Source organism: Acinetobacter sp. RF14B (assembly GCF_006864105.1).
GTDB classification, from domain to species: domain Bacteria; phylum Pseudomonadota; class Gammaproteobacteria; order Pseudomonadales; family Moraxellaceae; genus Acinetobacter; species Acinetobacter lwoffii_C.
In genome coordinates this window covers 1-19,336 of record NZ_SMTB01000050.1, presented here as the reverse complement: position 1 = coordinate 19,336, position 19,336 = coordinate 1, and the positions used below count along the sequence as shown (strand labels likewise).

General features: G+C 33.5%; 18 protein-coding genes. 11 read left to right on the top strand and 7 right to left on the bottom strand.

The window, feature by feature from the left end; translation table 11 throughout:
• Positions 1 to 565 precede the first annotated feature (565 nt).
• From E2K52_RS08915 to E2K52_RS08900, 4 genes are all read right to left on the bottom strand, one after another.
• Entirely contained in the window at positions 566 to 2,485 is a 1,920-nt protein-coding gene (locus E2K52_RS08915) for an acyltransferase family protein (protein WP_151204793.1), read from the bottom strand.
• 147 nt (positions 2,486 to 2,632) lie between these two features.
• Complete coding sequence (locus E2K52_RS08910; protein WP_087662603.1) at positions 2,633 to 2,947, bottom strand: BrnA antitoxin family protein; 315 nt, start codon at positions 2,945 to 2,947, stop codon at positions 2,633 to 2,635.
• Positions 2,910 to 3,221: a BrnT family toxin gene (locus E2K52_RS08905; protein ID WP_151204794.1), complete on the bottom strand. Its 312-nt coding sequence runs from the start codon at positions 3,219 to 3,221 to the stop codon at positions 2,910 to 2,912. The genes E2K52_RS08910 and E2K52_RS08905 overlap by 38 nt, the downstream gene beginning before the upstream one ends.
• Before the next feature lie 209 nt (positions 3,222 to 3,430).
• On the bottom strand, positions 3,431 to 4,129 hold the full coding sequence (locus E2K52_RS08900; protein ID WP_151204792.1) for a hypothetical protein: 699 nt from the start codon (positions 4,127 to 4,129) through the stop codon (positions 3,431 to 3,433).
• Between the two features lie 91 nt (positions 4,130 to 4,220).
• Here E2K52_RS08900 and E2K52_RS08895 point away from each other — a divergent pair, with 91 nt between their 5' ends.
• From E2K52_RS08895 to E2K52_RS08885, 3 genes are read left to right on the top strand one after another with little or no spacing between them, the layout of a single operon-like run.
• Entirely contained in the window at positions 4,221 to 4,619 is a 399-nt protein-coding gene (locus E2K52_RS08895; RefSeq protein WP_151204791.1) for a hypothetical protein, read from the top strand.
• A gap of 2 nt (positions 4,620 to 4,621) precedes the next feature.
• Positions 4,622 to 6,046 (top strand): LysM peptidoglycan-binding domain-containing protein, encoded by a 1,425-nt coding sequence (locus E2K52_RS08890; RefSeq protein WP_151204790.1) that lies wholly within the window; start codon positions 4,622 to 4,624, stop codon positions 6,044 to 6,046.
• Positions 6,036 to 6,836, top strand: a complete 801-nt coding sequence (locus tag E2K52_RS08885) for a tetratricopeptide repeat protein (RefSeq protein WP_151204789.1) — start codon at positions 6,036 to 6,038, stop codon at positions 6,834 to 6,836. The genes E2K52_RS08890 and E2K52_RS08885 overlap by 11 nt, the downstream gene beginning before the upstream one ends.
• Positions 6,837 to 7,476: 640 nt before the next feature.
• On the opposite strand, the gene E2K52_RS08880 is transcribed toward E2K52_RS08885, so the two are convergent.
• Positions 7,477 to 8,463 carry a hypothetical protein gene (locus E2K52_RS08880; RefSeq protein ID WP_151204788.1) on the bottom strand — a complete coding sequence of 329 codons (987 nt, stop codon included), beginning with the start codon at positions 8,461 to 8,463 and terminating at the stop codon, positions 7,477 to 7,479.
• Positions 8,464 to 10,637: 2,174 nt separating this feature from the next.
• Here E2K52_RS08880 and repM point away from each other — a divergent pair.
• Together repM and E2K52_RS08870 are read left to right on the top strand one after the other, a co-directional pair.
• A complete protein-coding gene (gene repM / locus E2K52_RS08875; protein ID WP_151204787.1) occupies positions 10,638 to 11,567 on the top strand; it encodes a replication initiation protein RepM in 930 nt (309 codons plus the stop codon).
• Between the two features lie 78 nt (positions 11,568 to 11,645).
• Complete coding sequence (locus tag E2K52_RS08870) at positions 11,646 to 12,176, top strand: plasmid replication DNA-binding protein (RefSeq protein ID WP_151204786.1); 531 nt, start codon at positions 11,646 to 11,648, stop codon at positions 12,174 to 12,176.
• A 214-nt stretch (positions 12,177 to 12,390) separates the two neighbouring features.
• Here the strand turns inward: E2K52_RS08870 and E2K52_RS08865 are convergent, their stop codons facing one another.
• The gene (locus E2K52_RS08865) at positions 12,391 to 13,845 is read right to left on the bottom strand and encodes a SulP family inorganic anion transporter (RefSeq protein WP_062032131.1); all 1,455 of its coding nucleotides are present in this window, start codon (positions 13,843 to 13,845) and stop codon (positions 12,391 to 12,393) included.
• Positions 13,846 to 14,223: 378 nt separating this feature from the next.
• On the opposite strand from E2K52_RS08865, the gene E2K52_RS08860 reads away from it, so the two are divergent.
• On the top strand, positions 14,224 to 14,526 hold the full coding sequence (locus E2K52_RS08860) for a type II toxin-antitoxin system RelE/ParE family toxin (RefSeq protein WP_151204785.1): 303 nt from the start codon (positions 14,224 to 14,226) through the stop codon (positions 14,524 to 14,526).
• On the top strand, positions 14,527 to 14,808 hold the full coding sequence (locus E2K52_RS08855) for an addiction module antidote protein (RefSeq protein ID WP_067865280.1): 282 nt from the start codon (positions 14,527 to 14,529) through the stop codon (positions 14,806 to 14,808).
• Positions 14,809 to 14,891: 83 nt separating this feature from the next.
• Here E2K52_RS08855 and E2K52_RS08850 read toward each other — a convergent pair whose 3' ends face one another.
• The gene (locus tag E2K52_RS08850) at positions 14,892 to 16,535 is read right to left on the bottom strand and encodes a hypothetical protein (protein ID WP_151204784.1); all 1,644 of its coding nucleotides are present in this window, start codon (positions 16,533 to 16,535) and stop codon (positions 14,892 to 14,894) included.
• A gap of 316 nt (positions 16,536 to 16,851) precedes the next feature.
• On the opposite strand from E2K52_RS08850, the gene E2K52_RS08845 reads away from it, so the two are divergent.
• The 4 genes from E2K52_RS08845 to E2K52_RS08830 all read left to right on the top strand — a co-directional run bounded on the left by E2K52_RS08845 (position 16,852) and on the right by E2K52_RS08830 (position 19,203).
• Positions 16,852 to 17,202 carry a hypothetical protein gene (locus tag E2K52_RS08845; protein WP_151204783.1) on the top strand — a complete coding sequence of 117 codons (351 nt, stop codon included), beginning with the start codon at positions 16,852 to 16,854 and terminating at the stop codon, positions 17,200 to 17,202.
• Positions 17,203 to 17,222: 20 nt separating this feature from the next.
• Complete coding sequence (locus E2K52_RS08840) at positions 17,223 to 17,888, top strand: lecithin retinol acyltransferase family protein (protein ID WP_151204782.1); 666 nt, start codon at positions 17,223 to 17,225, stop codon at positions 17,886 to 17,888.
• Between the two features lie 79 nt (positions 17,889 to 17,967).
• Positions 17,968 to 18,873 (top strand): viperin family antiviral radical SAM protein, encoded by a 906-nt coding sequence (locus tag E2K52_RS08835; RefSeq protein WP_151204781.1) that lies wholly within the window; start codon positions 17,968 to 17,970, stop codon positions 18,871 to 18,873.
• Positions 18,874 to 18,927: 54 nt separating this feature from the next.
• Positions 18,928 to 19,203 carry a hypothetical protein gene (locus E2K52_RS08830; RefSeq protein WP_151204780.1) on the top strand — a complete coding sequence of 92 codons (276 nt, stop codon included), beginning with the start codon at positions 18,928 to 18,930 and terminating at the stop codon, positions 19,201 to 19,203.
• Positions 19,204 to 19,336 lie beyond the last annotated feature (133 nt).

Here is a 19,336-nt window from a genome sequence, read left to right as displayed (position 1 = left end):
ATTTAACATAATAGAGCTTATACGAAATGCTTTTTAAAATATCATTGTTTTTCATATAGTTAAAAATTTTTTATCCCCCTGAAAAACAACAAAAAACCGACTTGGAAACAAGTCGGCTTTTTTATGAGCAGTTTTGATATATTCTGCCAATAAAATTGATCAATATTTAATCAAATTGTCATTTTTCTCTGGCTTATCAATACCCCACATCCCGAAACTATCCCCAATTTCTGCGGACAACTCTTGGGATAAAAAATAACCAATTTTGTACGCCTGAGCGCACATGGATTTAGGGATTTTGCGGATGTTCACAATCCCCTGTATTCAATATCATGAAGTCATAAGAGAACAGGATGTTCCGCAGAATAAAAATAAATAATCGCACAAGGATCGGCGGCACGACAGGAGTTATGCCAAGCGAACCAATACGAAAAAGCCCGACAGGATGTCGGGCTTTTTTATGTCTTGAATCTGGATTTCGTATAAGAGATTTTATGTTAAATAGAAAGTTAGTCAGGTTTACTGTGAAAAGCAGACAATAAACCTGACGTAAAGAGTTTGTGAATTATTTAAGTAAAGTGTCTTTAAACATAGGTGTTAAAAGCTTATTCCCATATTCACTTAGGTGATCTCCATCACGATAAATAGGTCTATTCTTGTATGTGGAAATACATTCATTATTTTTACATAATATTTTAGATGCATCTAAAACTTCCACATTACATTTATTGGCACTTCTATTAATAATTTTTCGTATTTCTTCTGATCGACTCAAATAGCTATCATATGAAATTGATGTTTTTTCATTTCTTCCATAAAAAGAATTTTTAATAATCTTTTGTGGAGCATTAAAACCTAGTTCCGGGATAGGTTGAATAATATAAATTGGATTGTTTGTGGCAATCTTACATAAAGTTTGCTCTAAGTTTTTTTCAAATGCAGCCAATCTATTTTTTTGAGAAACTTTGGGATTATTTTCAAAATAAATTAATGGCTTAGATCCTTCAGGTGGTATGCGGTCAGGATCATTCTCTCCTATTAAATAGCTTGGATATCTTCCTGCTAAAATAATAGGAATATTTTTGTATTTTTGAGATTGAATTAATACTAATCGTTTTTTATTAATTTCAGGACAAATGCTTTCTTTATCATAATATTGTAAATTTAAAATTAAAGGACATGACGATGTAGATAAAGAAAGGACTCCTTCTGATTTTAAATCAAAAATAGAAGATAGCGATGTTGTTAATGAGTCAGCATGACTATCACCTATAATAATAGCTTTAATATTAGACGATTTCCCTATAACACATTCATAGAAATCTTGCTGATCACATTTATAAGGATTTGAATTACGTTTTTCTTTTTCAGCAATTTGAGCTGTTTTTGAAAGTCGTGAAGCTATTCCATCAGTTGTTTTTATAGTATAACCACAGGCTAAAATAACTAAAAATATATAAAAAGGTCTAACTTTATATATTTCTTTCCATGATGAATATCGTGGGAAATTAATCTTTTCAATGAATTGATAACTTAAGAATCCAAGTAAGATGGAGAGTGGAATGCCGTATACCCACCAATTTTCAAATGCAAAGTAGAATCCAAAAACGACTAAAGGCCAATGCCATACATAGATCGAATAAGACCATTTTCCGACATAGTTAAAAACTATGTTATTGATGATGAAATTATTTTGGAAGTTACTTACGATAATTAAATATGCACCAAAGACAGGTATTATTGCCATATAACCTGGCCATAATGTATCTTTTGACATTAGGAAATATGAAGCAACAATAAGTACAATACCTAATGATTGAATTGTAATTTGTTTTATCTTACTTTTAACTGACCAAGGATATAAAAACGCCAACCCACCGAGTAACATCTCCCATGCTCGGCTTGTAAGTAAGAAGTAAGCAGTCTTACTGTCTTTGTAAGTTGCATAAATACAGTAAATAAAACTCGCTAGAAATAATCCTATAACAACACGTTTTAGATTTGTAAAACTGAAATATTTTTTTAGAATGACAATGAGAATTGGGAAGAAGATATAAAATTGCCATTCAACAGATAGTGACCATGTATGTAGTAACCACTTTGTATGCTCTGCTGTATCAAAATAACCACCACCTTTTGCAAATAAAAGATTTGATATAAATAAAGAACTTTTCTCAACTTGTCGCCCTAAGTCACGATAGTCACTAGGGATTAAATAGAACCAACCAAATACGAGTAAAACAGCTGACATTGCAGCTAATACAGGGATGATTCTATTTGCTCTGGCGTTATAAAATTTGAATAAATTAAAGGTCTTTTTTTCCACGCCACTAAAAATAATCGATGTCATTAAAAAGCCAGAAATAACAAAGAAAACATCAACCCCAGCAAATCCACCTGGTAGCGATTGTGGATTAAAGTGAAAAATAACTACAGCAAGAACAGCAATTGCTCGTAATCCGTTTATATCGTATCTAAATTGCATAGAAAAAGTGCAGTAAATCAGGAAATTGGCATATTTTATAACTTAATAAAATATAAGTCAGAATTAATTATGAATTTAAAGCTCTCCTAAAATTAACATAATACACCTTATACGAAACTAAAAATGGGAGCCTATAGCTCCCATTTTTTATGGATGATTTTTTAGTTCATTCAGCATGGCATCACGCAGAATCTTATTCATTCTTGTCTGATAGCCTTTACCTTGGGCCTTTAGCCATTGCATTACATCTGCATCAATACGAACCGTAGTCACTTGTTTAGTCGGCTTGTAAAAAGGGTTCTGTACTGCATTTTTCCAGAAACTTTCATCAAGTTCAGGAATGTCCGAAAAGTCTATTTCACTGTCTGGTCGTTTAGCCAGGGCTTCAAGTCTTGTCTTTTGTTCTTCAGACAAAACAGGAGGATTATTCAAATCCATTTTGTAAGTAACGGTTTTGCTCATACTGCTTCCTCTCTTTTTTCTCTGCCTGTCGTGCCGAAATAATGCGGATATGATCTATCCCATTATGGTCTTGTACTGTGTGGGCCACCAATAAAACAGCTTGCCCATGTACCATACCTATCGCTTGCCAACGATATTCACCATTTTCAAAGCGATCCTGTTTATATAAGGCATGAGCATCGTAAAAAACCAATGTCGCATCTTCAAAAGCTACACCATGCTTTTTAAGGTTTATTTCTGCTTTATGCTCATCCCATGAAAACTCAATTTCCATAGTTGCATCGCTTCTTGTTAATATAAAAATGTTAATACAAAATTGTAAATTTTGCAAAGTTGTTCCATTTTTTATTGGCAAAATATTACAGAATCGAACATAAAAAAGCCGACTTGTTTCAAAATCGGCTTTTTGGGCTTTTTCTTGTTTTACTAAGTGGTTGATATTTATATTAATATACAAGTGTATTGCGTATAACCACCATTATGTTAAATGGGATCGGAATTAGAATAAATTTCCTTTAATTCAATCATAGTATTTTGCGTATTTGGAATATGACCAAATACATATTCATCCTTGGTCTGAAAAAAGATGTCAAAGCTTTGACTCATGAGTGAATCGACTTGGCTCTGCTTCTGATAAATAGGTGCTATACGGTTGATATAGTAGTTAATCCATTCAGTTTGGTTACTGAAAGAGCCGTAATCTTTTAAGCCTAGATATAAGTTTTTTAAATCTACTGTAATTGTTTTCACATTGGGATTGAACATCCACACGGTAATATCCATGGGTTCCATAGCTGTCATGGTATAGCTTTTATCATCATCGATCCGTTCGATTTTATACAGCTGAGCACCACGTTCGCTATAACTGGAACACAGTAGCTTAGTAATCTCAACTTGGACGTAACCTGTACCTATTTCTAGCTCTCTTATTTGCCTTGATATTTCTAAACATTGAGGGAGTTTACTAATGTCTGAATGAGCTAATTTCTTAAATAGCTCCATGGATTGGCTGATCACATAGCTTTCGCCTGTACCAGTGATGATTCCACTGTCCCAAGCATGCAATTTCAATGTATGCCGTTGGTTAAAATTGTTTGTTTCTTCGGCCTTTAAAACGACCTCTTGATTGTCTGCTGCAACAACAATGCTATCATTCATTTGAATGGCAAGAATGAAAGTCATATTTAAGTTAAAAACATTGAATTAATAGATGTTTATATTAAGCCAAATTTGCGCTTAATTTTTTAATTAATCAAAGATGATAGGTAAACCTATGGCTGGTGGTTCTCAGATTATTATTAATAAAAATGGAATTACAGTGATTACGCCTGGAAAGTTTGAGGCGAAAGCTGGACAGCATCTTTTTAAGAGTGGCGAACATACAAATTACGAACTTCCTATATTACCTAGTGTAAAAGAAATTGACAGAAAAAGTATGAGATTTGATTTAAGTGAATTAGATCATATTTCGAATTTTTCTAATTCAAAATATAGAATTTACAAAAATAATGGAAGTTATCATGAAGGGGTTTTAGATGCCAGAGGCAGAACAGAAAGGATTTTTACAGAAGAATCAGAAGAATTAGAGCTTTTTATTGATCATGAGGATTTTCTTGTAGAAGAAGAACTAGAGTTTTTTATTGATAAAGATAATTCTGAAGAGGAAGAATAATTTTGTCAAAACTAAAATTTAAAGCAACTTTTTATTATTTGGGCTCTAAAGAAGTAGTTCCTAACTTAGAATATGTAATTCAATATAGAAACCTTACAACTTGGAAACGTGGATGGGTTTTTTCTGCTACTAAAGAGGAAGGTGAAATAACAACTAAAAATGGAGAAACTAAAAATTTCTATACATCAGAAAAATGTATTATTGATATTTATATAAAAGGAAAACCAACAGGATATACAAAGTGGTACAAAATTAAAAAATCTATAAGGGTAGATTCTGATTATCTTCACTTTAAAGATATTGAACATGCTTTATTTATTGAAATTCCTATTAGTAAACTTAAAAAGGTTACTACTCAATCAAAAGGTAGTCCTACTCATCAATCTGATTATTATCAGGTACAATCTGGCGATACTTTAGATAATATTGCTAAAAAATTTAACAAAGACATTAAACAGTTAATGGATAACAATAATATAAAAGATAAAAATAAAATTAATGTTGGACAAAAAGTTTATATTGGTGATGTTAAAAAACAAGAAAAAATTTCAATTCAACCAAGTAATCCTAATGATTTCGTAGATGTTAAGTATGAAGTGAAGTCTGGAGATACACTATCAAACATCGCAAAAAAACTAAAAGTAAACCCAAGACTAATTGCGATGCAAAATGATATCCCTTTATCTGATATGGATAAACTTCAAGTAGGTAAAATATTAACTATTAAAAATAATAGGTCTAGATCTGTTCAAGAAATTATCAAAAAAGAGTTAGCATTCTCAAAAGGAAATGCTTTGGCTATTACACAGTATCAACCCAAAGAGCCATCATCTAAGCAAATATTTATTACTTTTAGTGGAGCGTTATATTTCATTGGAGGTGCTTTAGATATTGGTATTGCCTATGATGATAATGGCGATTGGATGCTATATGTTTCTACTGGATCAAGTGGTGAAATTGATCCAAGTAAAATGCCTCATCTGGAAAATGGTGGAAATTCTAAAGAAATGATGGCGTTACTTAAGGATGAAAAAAGGCTTAAGGAAAGCCTAAAAAAAGATATTAGTGTTTCAATAGAAAGAGGGGAATTAAATGTTACAGCTAAACATGTTTCTGATTTAAAAGGTGAAGGTCTTACATTAACAAACTCTATCAACGTTGGAACATATTCAATAAGTAGGGTAAATACTTATGCAACAGTAGAAGAGATGGATTCTGAGGGAAATATTATAGAAGGAGATGTAAGAGGGAGAGGGTTTTCAGGTACTGTAGCTGTAGAGGGGAGAAAAGTTAAGAAAGTAGTTGAAGGTAAGCCTATATCTATAACTCATTCTGTTTCCAAGTCTTATACTATTCCTATATTTCTATATGATAGAAATGAACGACTTATGAAGATGGATGGGAAAGGAATTGAATATGTGGATTAAGACCAGAAATAGTATAGTAGTAATTACTTTTACCTTGTTTCTTTCTTCCTTTTTATTAATTTCATGTGGAAATTCTACAAATGTAGAAATAAAAAAGGTAGATAGTAGCCAACAAGAAATTGATATTCAGTTCAAAAATGCTGAATACTTACTTGATCAAGATAAATCTGAAGAAGCATATAAGATTTTAAAGAAACTTGCCGATGAAGGAGATGCTAAATCTCAAATTGCTTTAGGTAATGGTTATGAATATGGCTTCTGGGGTAATACTAATTTAGAACAAGCTAAATATTGGTATACAAAAGCAGCAAACCAAAATTATGCAGGAGGTATTCATAATTTAGGGGTGTTAGAATTCAAACAAGGAAATTATAAGCAGGCTTTACCATATTTTGAGAAGGGTGAAAGTTTAAATCATCCTGAGTCTATAAATATTTTAGGTGTGTACTATTCAGAAGGAATCGTATTTGAACAAGATTATAAAAAAGCATTGGAATACTTTCGCCAAGCTGTTAAATATGATGATGCTTCAGCTCAGTTTAATATCGGACAAGCTTACTATTATGGTGATGGTGTCGAAAAGGACTATAAGGAAGCGTTCACTTGGTATATAAAATCATCAAATCAAGGTTATAGTTTAGCTACAATTCAGCTAGCACAAATATATTTTCATGGTTTAGGACTTCCTAAAGATAAAGCGAAAGCAATAGAAATAATCAAGCCTTTGGCAGAACTGGGAGATGCTAAAGCAATAGAAAATTTAAAGTTATATACTGGTTCTTCCAATTAAAAGGGTGAGATTACCTATAAGTTTTCTATAACTATTTAATTAGTTAGTTTCTCTAAAATTAACATAATACGGATTATACGAAATCATCAATGTATAGCTTTAATTTCCTGTTGGAAAGCCATGAAACATCCATTGTATTCCCCATAAGATTACTAAGATAAGGATCACCCAAACCATAATCTTTAAATTATACATTCTGTAAGTTTTCCTAAAATTAACATAATACACGTTATACGAAATACCTGATTTTTTCCTATAAGCATCAATATCTTAACTAAATCCGTTCCAGTAAACAGCGCACTGAAACGGCTTTTTATTGATTATTCACATTCCGCAATCAATAACTAATGATCCATGGTTTTATTGACCCAGTTTTAACAATCCTGCATTGATAGTTTGAAGATCTTGGACATGTTTCCTTATCTTTTTTCAAAAAAATAAGTGACTAAAGCAAGTAATAACAAGGCCTTTGAAATTATTGAATAATCATTACTGGGAATAACATCGACATAGTGAAAAACTGTGACCATTAGCCAAAAACCTAGAAAAAAAAATAAAAATTTAGATTTAAATACATGAGGAAGTTTTTTAAATCTTTCAGTGTTTTTTTGAGTTATAACATTCATATAAACCTCTGTTATTAAACTAAATATTTGTTAAATAGTTCGTTGTAAGTGTCTTGATTTACATCGTCTTTATTCAAATTGATTTGAACACTCTCATAAATCCTTCTTAAGAAAACATACTGAATAAAATCATCTGCATAATTCTTAATTCGGGGCAGATAATTTAGCTCCAAAGGAATGTAGTAATCCATTTTTCTAAAGTTTTTCCCTGTTTTTTTTAAGTGGTAACTGACCGCTTCAACAAATAAGCGTCCGATCTGGTGCCGATTCCCCTTAAAAACACAGTAATACTTTAAATCATCATAAAATGACCGCAACTTAGCCATACCAACGCTTTTGTCATTATTCGAAATAAGTATATTTATAATTTCAACATAGTTTTTTCTAATCAGCTGAACGCTAGGCTCATCAAATCGCCAAGTCCACGTATAATTTTTTGCACTTTTCTCCGTATCAGCATAGTTCTTTGATTTCTTTTTTGAGTGTGAAAGACGCACCAACTCAACATTTTTTCCATTACCAAAAGCAACTTTTAAAAAGGGCTTTTGTAAAACAAATTTGAATTTTTCATGGTCATTAAAATAAGTCTGAATCAAGGAAATTTGCTCTTGTTCTTCTTCTCGATTCCAGCTTGTTTCAACTTCTGATATGCGCTGTTTAACAATTTTCTTTAATTGCCCCTCGTTTTTAAGGGTGTTGTATTCATTGCTTTTGGGCGTAGTCACCAACAGCCAAAATTCCCAGATATCTTGGTCATAACGCTTTTGAATAATTAAATCCGCAATAGGCTCATTTTTTTTATTTAAACGATAAGTCCTTTGTCGTGGGCTTAAATCTAAAGAATATTTTTGGCTGAGTTTTTTTATGAGTTTTTGGATTTTATCTGCAAACATCGTGTTATCAGATTCAACAGTAAAGTGACTATAGAAATACGCACCGTTTGCAACTTTATCTACAATTTTTTGCGCTGTATAACGACTGTTTGGGCTGTAATGAATCATTTAATTGTCACCAAGCAATATTTGTTCAATTGTCATCAAACAATATTCTAAAAAGTCTTATGTAATCAAGCAATATTTATTTTAACTCAAAGCTATATTTTATATAGGCTTTCAACGATTTTGATTTTTTACCAATGCCAAAGGCATTGGTCGGACTTAATTGACACAATTTGTCATCGTGCAATTAAGTGGTTCCTATATGACGGAATTTACATCTATTTTTGCTTGGTTTATAGTCGCAATATTCATTGACTTAAAGCAGTCTGACCAACTGCCTGACCATTTTCGTTTTAGCGATTTTGAGCAGGCAACAGCCTGCTTAAAGCCATGTTTTTTTAGATAGCGCACAATTCAGAACTAGCCATTTTGAGTTGACCGATTGAGCGTACTACTGGAGAAATCCCGTTCGGTACGATCTGATGGGCGCTAGGGAGTTGTAATACTCCTTTTCGATCCAATCCGTTGTAAACGGGGTTGGGCGACAAGGACACGGGAGCCTATAAACAATCGAATGATTGTGAAGTGGTCGTGAGGTTAGATATAGCCTGACTAGATACAATTTTTTTTGTATTGAAACCCTGTTTTAACGATTACCGTGAGAACCTGACAGGACGTTAAGGGTCGCTAATAACGGCAATGTGTTGCGGCAAATGCACTCTAAGAGGGAAGCGCAGCTCATTGGCACAACTGATGGCGTTTGAGGTAACAGCAATGTTACAGGCTAGCTGAGGAGAAATCTGGAAGCAGCGGCACCACTGAGTGAGATCATCTCAAGCAAAGTGGGTCAACGGATAGCTTAAACAGTATACATCCGGAAGCATAAACCGGAGACACGTGTAGATTAAGAGCCATACGCTCAGATTTTGTCTCAAAGTCATATCCACCAAATCCAAGGAACCGCGTGGTGGGGAAAATGGAAGCACTGACAGACAAAAGAGCATTGGCGTTCAATTGCTAAGATCGTTAAAAATAACTTTGGGAATCTCCATGCTGTTAGACATTGAGTTGTCACGGCAAGGCATGGAGAGGGAGAGAGGATGAGTAGGTCGTATAAGTTATGAAAATAATGAAGTCGATGCTGTATTTAAACATTGCAAACTCACCAGTGGCGTGGCTGCTACGGGTGGTAAAGGGAGTAGTGTTGTCGAAAATCCGAGTCGGTTTTATGTTGTTATCTAAAAAAGCGAAACATAGCTAAAAATGGTTTGGTCGCCATTGTTTGTTCTGATAGGTCGGGATTGGTCTCCCTATCTAAGTCAGGACTAAGCAAAAGTTAATGAAAGAAAAGAAAATACGGCAGCATAGTCTTGTGTACTGCATGATTTTTTTCATAGTTTCAATTCTAACTAATTGAATATTTGCGGTTTAGAAAAACTGATGTGAGCAGACATTCTGTGAGTTTTTACCATTTTTTAGTATAAAAAACGGCGTATTGTGATGATGACTGAGTATTTGCCTACTCATGTTCTATTCGTAAACAACGTGAACTCTACGATAGTGAGATATGACTCCCTCGGTTGCGGCAAAGCAATTAAACGAGGTGAGTTCCTAAATCTCTATATTTTGCCATTTAAAGCACTTTTATTTATTCCACGTAGGTATCATTAGAAAAACAGCTAAAGTGGCTAAAACCCCCATTTTTTCGCATTTAAAAGCCATATTTAACGAGTGTCTACGAGTGACACAATGAAAATTTGCGCCTCGACCTCTGAAAAACAGCTTTTTTGGCATTTGATTTCATAAAACCCTAGCTATCGTGCAAATTTTTAAGCCTAGATCGAGCGCAGCGAAAAAAAACTTATGAGCGAAGCGAATTCATAGTTGCTTTTGCTTTTATTAAAGTCACAACGAGATGATGTAAAAAATTGCCCCTCGAATCGAGCGTAAGCGAGATTCAATAGAGTTTGAGCGTAGCGAAAACATAGGGCAATTTTTCGTTCCCAAGGCTTTTAATTATTTTTAATGTTTTTAAATGCTTTTAGATAGGCTGAAAGCCTTCATACAAAAGGGTTTCCTCGGTTATATAGCAACGTTTCCTCGGTTATATAGCAACGTTTCCTCGGTTATATAGCAACGTTTCCTCGGTTATATAGCAACGTTTCCTCGGTATTTGACAACGCATTTTTATTATGTTGTTATAGCAACATAATAAAACCGTTGCTATATAGAACAACATGACAGACTTAGTCGTAAAATCAAATAAACTTGTTCAAGCCTTACAGACTCTAACCTTAAGTGAAACTCGTCTTTTACAGCTCGCTATTGTAGATGCTCGAGAAACAGGACAAGGTTTATCAACTGATGAACCATTAGAACTAAGTGCCATTAGATATGCGAAAGCTTTTAATGTTTCTCCAGATGCTGCTTATTTAGCTTTAATTGAAGCAGAAGACTCACTATTTAAGCGACAATTCACAATTACAAATGAAGATGGAAGTCTAACGAAAAGTCGTTGGATTCAAGATGCAAACTATAGAAAAGGTGAAGGTCGAATTCTCGTTACATTAACTCGTGTAGTTATCGAACATGTCACTAAAATAGATGGGTTTGAACAATATTTCACAAGCTATCATTTACGAAAAACATCTGAATTTAAAAGCGTCTATGCAGTTCGTCTGTACGAATTATTAATGCAGTGGAAATCTATAGGGAAGACCCCTCTTTTTGAATTAAATAAATTCCGTAGCCAATTGGGTATTGGTGTAAACGAATACACCAGAATGGAAGCATTTAAGAGACGTGTACTTGATATTGCTATAGACCAAATTAATGAGTTTTCAGATATCAATCTGAAGTATGAACAGCATAAAAAAGGACGCTCAATTTCAGGTTTTTCATTCAGTTTTAAACAAAAGAAATCAACTCATGAGCATATCGAGAGTAAGAGAGATCCTAATACTTTAGATGCCTTCTCAAAAATGACCGATAAACAACGCCATTTGTTTGCTAATAAACTTTCCGAACTACCAGAGATGGGACGATATTCAGAAGGTACTGAGAGCTATCAGCAATTTGCTTTACGTATCGCTGACATGCTTCAAGACCCCACTAAATTTGAAGAGTTACATCCTTACCTTCAAAAAGTCGGGTTTAAAGCTGCCTAAATTATAGACTTGATCATTTGTCTATTAGACAGTCTAATAGACAACCAATTTTGACAAGTTTAGGCATAGGTTTACAGCATGAAAACCCTTACAGTTCTTGAACTTTCCAAGCTGTACAACATCAATAGACAAACAATTTACAACAATATAAAGAAAGGAATTTTAAGTAAAAATTCTGAGAATAAGATTGATCTAGCAGAAGCCATACGCGTTTTTGGGGAACCAGTTAAAAAACAGGATGTAAAAGAACCTGTAAAAATAGACAGTCCAAATTCGGCAGAAGTTTTACTGCTTAGACAACAAATAGACATGCTAAAAAATCAGCTTGATGATGCCAAAGATAGGGAATCTTTTTATCAAAACCAAATTGAAACGATGCAACGTCTATTAGAAGCCCCAAAACCTAATATGACTACGTTTACCGATCAAGAACCGGTGCAACCCAGCATAGCCAAAACAGATCCCGAACCGGACACAGCAGAAGCTAAACATGACGGATTGACTACTCCAGAGCAGACGGAAAATAAGAGGATTCCCGTGCCGGAGCATGTTGAACAGGAACCGGAGAAAAGAGGCTTTTGGAGCCGTTTTTTTAGACCCTATGATTAACCACGATTGTTTAACTGATATGAACAAAGTCGTGGAACATTGATCACTTATTGATCGTGGAACGTGAAAAATCATAAAAAAAGCCCGAACAGGGATGTTCGGGCTATAAACTAGAAACTACAGCATTGATTTCTATAGATAATTATAACGCACTTCGTATAACGTGTATTATGTTAATTTTAGAAATTCTATATAAATATAGAATTTTTAAAACTTAAATTCTGGCATGTGTCCCATACTTATCAATCATGATCGAACTGGCTTCATTTAGACCACGTACTGTGACATTCGCACCATTCTTTTGAAATTTATTTACAACAGAATCAAGCATGGCGACTGATGTTACATCCCAAATGTGAGAATGGGTCAAATCAATAATCACCTCCTTTACATCCTCTTTAAAGTCAAAACCTTGCATGAACTTTTCAGAAGAACTAAAGAAGATCTGACCTCTCAAATCATATAGACGAGCTGTCCCCTCAAAAGAAGCACTGACCTGAATATCATTTTCTAGTTTATTGGCCAAGAATAAAGCTGAAAGCAGTACACCTGTTAATACCCCTAACGCCAAGTTATGCGTAGCTACCACCACAATCACCGTTGCAATCATCACGACGTTGCTACTTTTAGGATTGTCCTTTAATTGGGTGACAGAACTCCATTCAAAAGTACTGATTGAAACCATGATCATCACAGCAACCAAGGCAGCCATTGGAATAACTTTGAGCCAATCACTAATAAACACAACTAAAATGAGAAGAAAAATACCCGCAGAGAAGGTTGATAAGCGTGTCAGACCACCTGACTTCACGTTAATCATAGATTGACCGATCATGGCACAACCTGCCATACCACCCATGAAGCCAGAGGCAATATTTGCAATACCTTGTCCTTTACATTCCTGATGCTTATCACTTGGTGTATCTGTCATTTCATCGACAATAGTTGCTGTCATCATAGACTCAAGTAAACCTACGGCTGCCAGTGCAACTGAATACGGCAAAATGATCATCAATGTTTCAAAATTTAGAGGAATATTTGGGATCAAGAACATTGGAAGTGTGTCAGGTAATGCTCCCATATCTCCAACAGTCCGTACATCAATTCCTAGGGCTATTGCTAACAATGTAATAGCAATGATGCAAACAAGTGGAGAAGGGAATAATTTTCCTAATTTTGGAATTAAAGGAAATAGATAAATAATCGCTAAGCCTAAAGCAACCAAAGCATATACATGCCAAGTTACATTAGTCAGTTCGGGTAGCTGAGCCATAAAAATTAAGATGGCCAACGCATTTACGAAGCCAATCACTACAGATTTAGAGACAAAGCGCATTAGCTTAGCCAATTTCAGGTAACCTGCTAATATTTGAATGACACCAGTTAAAATCGTTGCAGCAAGCAGATATTCAAGCCCATGTTCTTTGACCAATGTGACCATAAGCAGTGCCATCGCACCTGTGGCTGCTGAAATCATAGCTGGACGACCGCCAACAAAAGAAATAACGACAGCAATACAGAAGGATGCGTATAAACCTACTTTAGGATCTACACCTGCAATAATTGAAAATGCGATAGCTTCAGGGATTAATGCAAGACCGACAACAAGTCCTGCAAGCACATCTCCACGGATGTTAGAGAACCATTGTTCTCGTACATTAGATAACATAAACATAGCCTGTTTTTTAATTTTTCAGATAGGCTAGTGATGTGATATATACAACACACAAGCGACTACACCACATCACTAGACAGTGATGAGTTATTTACTGATTAAAGAGGTAAATAAACTTAAGGTGGCGTAAGTGTCATAAATTCAGTGCATTGTTTGAGAGAAAATATCAGAGCAAGGATAACAGCTCGGTATCATTCTATCTACCCTAACCATTTTGTAGAAGCTGCTTATTCAGCTAAGAAAATTGTCAATTTGCATTCTAAAAAACTGTGCATTTAACATAATGGTGCTTATACGAAATTCAGCGTTTCAGGCTCCCCAAAACCAAGTTTATTTCTTGCATAAATGTATCCTATAGGATACATTTTACCTATGTACTCAATATATACCACTGAAGTCTTTGATGACTGGTTCACCAAGTTAAAAGACCAACAGGCAAAAAGACGCATACAAGTCCGAATTGATCGGATTGAAGATGGAAACTTTGGAGATACTGAACCAGTTGGTGAAGGTGTCTCTGAATTACGTTTCTTCTTTGGACCAGGCTATAGGATTTACTACTGCAAACAAGGGCAAAGGGTTGTTATTCTTTTAGCAGGCGGAGATAAGTCTACGCAAAGTAAAGATATAAAACTTGCCCTGCAATTGGCACAAGATTTAGAGGAGGAGCTATAAATGGCTATTAAACTTCGCAAATGGGACAGTGCTGAGCATCTTAAAACAGAAGAAGATATGCAGGCTTACTTACAAGCATGTATCGAAGAATCTAATGGTGATGCCGCATTCATTGCTAAAGCTTTAGGTAACATTGCTAAAGCTAAAGGAATGGCTCAATTATCACGAGATACAGGTCTAGGCCGAGAAAGTCTTTACAAAGCACTTTCTGGTGATGTGAACCCTAGTTTTGATACGGTGATTAAAGTTGTAAAAGCACTGAATTTGCGCTTAGCAATTTAAAAAGTTATTAAAAAATGGAGCTTTAGGCTCCATTTTTTAATTTCGTATAACGTGTATTATGTTAATTTTAGAGAATCTTAAAATTAGTTTTCTTCTTTTTCCTTCATTGTCATATCAACCCAGAGGGGTAAAGGAAACGATGAATTAATTGGATATTGGGACATTTTCATACGCTGTTGATGAATTAATGTATCTATATTCCAAATTTTATCTTTACTAGTGCTCTGTTCTTTACTAGTACTCTTTTTAGGTGCTTTTAAATAATGAGGAAGTTTCTTTGATCTGTTAATCATTGCTTTAAATTCTGATGAATCTTCATCAAAATTTATGTTAGCCCATTCATGCATAATCTTATCTGATACTTCGGGTAAATTATCTAAATTGTCATATATTTTTTCTTTAGGTGTATACCTATTATTATATTGACACATAATAAAATCTTTAATTTCTGATAAATATTCATCTTCATTGAATGATATAAATATCGTATTCTCATAAGGTAATTTACTTATTTTATCATTCTTATATAGAAATCTATAAATAATCCCACAAGTCAGCAAATAAAAATCTTTTACAAAAAATTTATTTTCTTTCTTAACTGGAATACGTATACCATAATCTACATCAAAGCTACCTATCAGTTCTGAAATATCAAAAAATAATACTGATGCTATTAAAGCTGGTATATTTTTTTTAGATACTAAACCTGTTTTTGATTTCAAGTACCATTCATTTATAGCTTTTAATGATTTTGAATCATCATTTTCATTTCTAAAACTCCTATTTTTAAGCTTATATTCAATAGCATTCATAATGCTTTTAAACTGACCTAAACTCACTAAGTTATCAAAATAAATATTATCTATCTCTATAATTTTTTTACCATTTTCATGTTTTACCTCAACTATACCATCGAAATAATTTTTAACTTTGTATCCCCTATATTTGGTCAAATTACCCTCTTCAATATTTGTAAAAATTGTTGATATTGTTTGTCCTAGTTCTTCAGAGAAGTATTTATGAATACCCATACTTATACTTGATTTATCTAGAATAAATTCTTTGTTTTTATTTTTTTCTTCTAAAAACAATAAAGCAGACTGTAAATCTTCTTTTCTTCTGAGTTCAATACCAATTTTATTATCTTCTAGTAATCTAGATTTTCCTGTAATCGCATATTTCAATGCCTTAAGTAGGTCTTCTTCTTTCTTTTCAGAAAACACCTCAGATTCTAAAAAAATCTGTAAAATATTTATAAAATTATATAAGCAATGATTCATTACTTTATAAGTATATAGATGACCTCTATTTAAAAATTTTTTTCCAGAGAAAGTAATATGTTGAGAAGTTATTTTAGATAATAGTTTACTTGCTTCTATAGAATGTTTTGATTCTGTATTTTCATTTTTCAATCCTAATAAAAAGCTCGTGATGCTATGAATATCTTCATATTTTTCAATTTTTTCTAGAATTAAATTTTTAAGTAAATCTGAAAATTCATTTGATTCATCAAACAAAATATTTATAAGTTGCATCTTATTTGAAAAACTAATTGGATCATCTGGTAGTCGGTCATCCTTATAAAAAAACTGTTGCCTTGTATAAATTGCGACTAATAAAACTTGCTCCCATGTCATTAAATAAACTGTTTCTATCAGCTCATTAATCTCACCAAGCTCACAACCTAGAATTTCTTTGGGTTCTAAGATTTTTTTTAAATCGTTCATTTTTTAACCAACCAAAACTATCTATATTACTTTTAAAGTCGATGTTATCATCTTTTTTATAGCAAAAAAAGGCATTGTAAAAAAACATAAAAACATAAATTATTTAAATATAAAAAAAATAGGTATGATGTTGTTCTTTAAAAATAAATAATCATACCCTAAAAATAAAAAACATCAATTTATTGATTAAGTATTTATTAAAGATGGTATCCAATAATACTATTGAACTTTGTTGTTTTTTAGCTATATTGAGACTATTCCAAGCAAATCAAGTAGAACTTGAGAAACGATATTAAATACTAAAGAGGGCACACAAATGACACCAACCAATCACTTTACTCAACGTATGGGGCAACGTGGACATACTAAAGCAATGATTGATTTAGCTTTGCTTTGTGGAGAGCTATCTGGTGACAAATGTATTGCTAATAGAAAGAGCACCCAAAAACTGATTGATTCAACTGATAAGCGCATAAAAAAACTGATTGCCATCAAACAAAAAAATATGCAGTTAGCTTCAGCTCACTTAGTAGATTCTGAATTGGAGGTACTTCAAGAACGTCGTCGTATTGCATTAAAAATTTTAGATAAAGGTGGAATCACTATTGTCTTCGAAGCTGATCGCTTAATCACGACATACAACACAAACAGTTTCAAACGTTGCTAATTTAAAAAAGAGAGCTATTTATGAACCATTTACAATCGGGTTTGCACCTCAAGGTCTCACGAGGTCTATACACCCATCATGGCATTTACATTGGTGACAATCAGGTTATTCATTATTCTGGATTTGCAGAAGCCTTTAAAAAAGGGGCTATAGAACAAACAAGTCTAGAAAACTTTCTAGGAGGGGTCGATGATTTCAAGGTCGTTAACTATCCTTCACACCAAAATATTTATTCTCCAGAAGAGATTGTTCATAGAGCGCAATCTTGCTTAGGTGAAGATGACTACAATCTTTTTTTCAATAATTGTGAACACTTTGCTTGTTGGTGCATGACAGGAAAATCTCGTAGCGAACAAGTTCAAGAAATTATGCGGTACACAACTAATGCCGTGTTTTCTTATTATGCTTTTCAAAAATATCAGATGCTCACTGCAACTTCGGTACCTATAGCCACGATGACAACTACACCCACAGCAAATTCTGTTCTAACAAATATGGCTTTGGGAGGAACTGTTGGAATGGGTACTGCAACTGTTACCGCCACAGTGCTAGGAACTGGTTCAGCAACAAGTGCTGCAATTGGAGTGCTTGGTGTAACAGCAATTGGGGCTACTACAATCGCGGCAGCACCGGTTGTAATCACTGGCGCAATCATTGGTGGATTATTTTCCCTCTTTAAAGACTAGCCTTCTTTAAATTTGGCAGTATTATTACTGCCAAATTCATTTTAAAAATCATAATATTAAATTATATAAGGCGTATTAAATGGATCTAGTCATAAATTGGCATATAACCGAAGCATGCAACTACCAATGCTTTTATTGCTTTGCAAAATGGCAGAAAGAAAATCAACGAGAGCTCTTACATTCAAAACATAGAATCCAGCAATTGATCCAAGAAATCTCTTTATTACCATCTATTTTAAATACCAAAAATAGATGCTCTTTTACGGGAGTGCGTCTTAATTTAGTTGGTGGAGAAACATTCCTCTATAAACACCAAATCCTAGACATCATACAAGCAGCAAAAAATTATCATTTTAAATTGTCTGCGATTACGAATGGCAGCCTATTAAATGATGAACTGATTGAAATTATTGCAAATGAATTTTCGATGATTGGCTTCAGTATAGACTCGACTCACTCCGAGTCTAATCTCAGAATTGGTAGGGCAATTAAAAATATCCCTATCGAAACAGATAAGATCTGTTCACATATCCAAAAGCTGCGAACAATTAATCCTGAAATCGATATAAAAATTAATAGTGTTATTAATCAATTTAATAAAGATGAAAATCTTAATAATTTCATTCGGAAGCTATCACCATCCAAATGGAAAGTTTTTAAAATGCTTCCTGTCATTACCAATGATTATTCAATTAATGACTCTGAATTTTATGAGTTTTTAAAAAGACATTCTGATTTACAAGATATCATTAGTTCAGAAAATAATGATGAAATGACACACTCTTATTTGATGATTGATCCACTTGGACGATTTTTCCAAAATTCATCAACTTCTTGTGGTTATGACTACAGTTCTGAAATCCTAATTAGTGGTATTTCATCAGCTTTAGATGAAATTAACTTCGATATAAGTAAGTTCATTAAAAGATCAAAACTAATTCCAAACATTCAGCTTAGTACATTTGATCCAGCTACTTTAGCTTAGTAAGAAATTGAAATTTTAGACTTTAATTAATTAACTATTTCTCGTAGGAAACTTATGGAAATTAAATGCAAATCATGCGGCTATAAAGAAGAAACATCACTTCGTCTATTCATCCGAATCATTGGAGGAGCTTTACCAGCCGGGGGATATTGGGCTTGGGTTTCATATTTTTTTGCAGGAACAGGGTTTGCTATGCCAATATGTATAGCAATGATTGCAGGAGGAGCAGCACTATTGATGTTCCAAAATGAAATTGTCAAATGGCTTTGTGAGAAAGGTTATAAATGTTCTAAATGCTCTAATAGTAATTGGGAAGCAACCGGAAAATAATGGTCTATTTAACATAATAGAGCTTATACGAAATGCTTTTTAAAATATCATTGTTTTTCATATAGTTAAAAATTTTTTATCCCCCTGAAAAACAACAAAAAACCGACTTGGAAACAAGTCGGCTTTTTTATGA

Excerpts from the sequence above, each read along its gene's own strand:
- repM (WP_151204787.1), top strand. The coding sequence starts at position 10,638 with ATGACAGACTTAGTCGTAAAATCAAATAAACTTGTTCAAGCCTTACAG.
- E2K52_RS08835 (WP_151204781.1), top strand. The coding sequence starts at position 17,968 with ATGGATCTAGTCATAAATTGGCATATAACCGAAGCATGCAACTACCAA.
- E2K52_RS08900 (WP_151204792.1), bottom strand. The coding sequence starts at position 4,129 with ATGACTTTCATTCTTGCCATTCAAATGAATGATAGCATTGTTGTTGCA.
- E2K52_RS08910 (WP_087662603.1), bottom strand. The coding sequence starts at position 2,947 with ATGAGCAAAACCGTTACTTACAAAATGGATTTGAATAATCCTCCTGTT.
- E2K52_RS08915 (WP_151204793.1), bottom strand. The coding sequence starts at position 2,485 with ATGCAATTTAGATACGATATAAACGGATTACGAGCAATTGCTGTTCTT.
- E2K52_RS08865 (WP_062032131.1), bottom strand. The coding sequence starts at position 13,845 with ATGTTATCTAATGTACGAGAACAATGGTTCTCTAACATCCGTGGAGAT.
- E2K52_RS08860 (WP_151204785.1), top strand. The coding sequence starts at position 14,224 with ATGTACTCAATATATACCACTGAAGTCTTTGATGACTGGTTCACCAAG.
- E2K52_RS08840 (WP_151204782.1), top strand. The coding sequence starts at position 17,223 with ATGAACCATTTACAATCGGGTTTGCACCTCAAGGTCTCACGAGGTCTA.
- E2K52_RS08905 (WP_151204794.1), bottom strand. The coding sequence starts at position 3,221 with ATGGAAATTGAGTTTTCATGGGATGAGCATAAAGCAGAAATAAACCTT.
- E2K52_RS08880 (WP_151204788.1), bottom strand. The coding sequence starts at position 8,463 with ATGATTCATTACAGCCCAAACAGTCGTTATACAGCGCAAAAAATTGTA.
- E2K52_RS08850 (WP_151204784.1), bottom strand. The coding sequence starts at position 16,535 with ATGAACGATTTAAAAAAAATCTTAGAACCCAAAGAAATTCTAGGTTGT.
- E2K52_RS08855 (WP_067865280.1), top strand. The coding sequence starts at position 14,527 with ATGGCTATTAAACTTCGCAAATGGGACAGTGCTGAGCATCTTAAAACA.
- E2K52_RS08870 (WP_151204786.1), top strand. The coding sequence starts at position 11,646 with ATGAAAACCCTTACAGTTCTTGAACTTTCCAAGCTGTACAACATCAAT.
- E2K52_RS08830 (WP_151204780.1), top strand. The coding sequence starts at position 18,928 with ATGGAAATTAAATGCAAATCATGCGGCTATAAAGAAGAAACATCACTT.
- E2K52_RS08895 (WP_151204791.1), top strand. The coding sequence starts at position 4,221 with ATGGCTGGTGGTTCTCAGATTATTATTAATAAAAATGGAATTACAGTG.
- E2K52_RS08885 (WP_151204789.1), top strand. The coding sequence starts at position 6,036 with ATGTGGATTAAGACCAGAAATAGTATAGTAGTAATTACTTTTACCTTG.
- E2K52_RS08845 (WP_151204783.1), top strand. The coding sequence starts at position 16,852 with ATGACACCAACCAATCACTTTACTCAACGTATGGGGCAACGTGGACAT.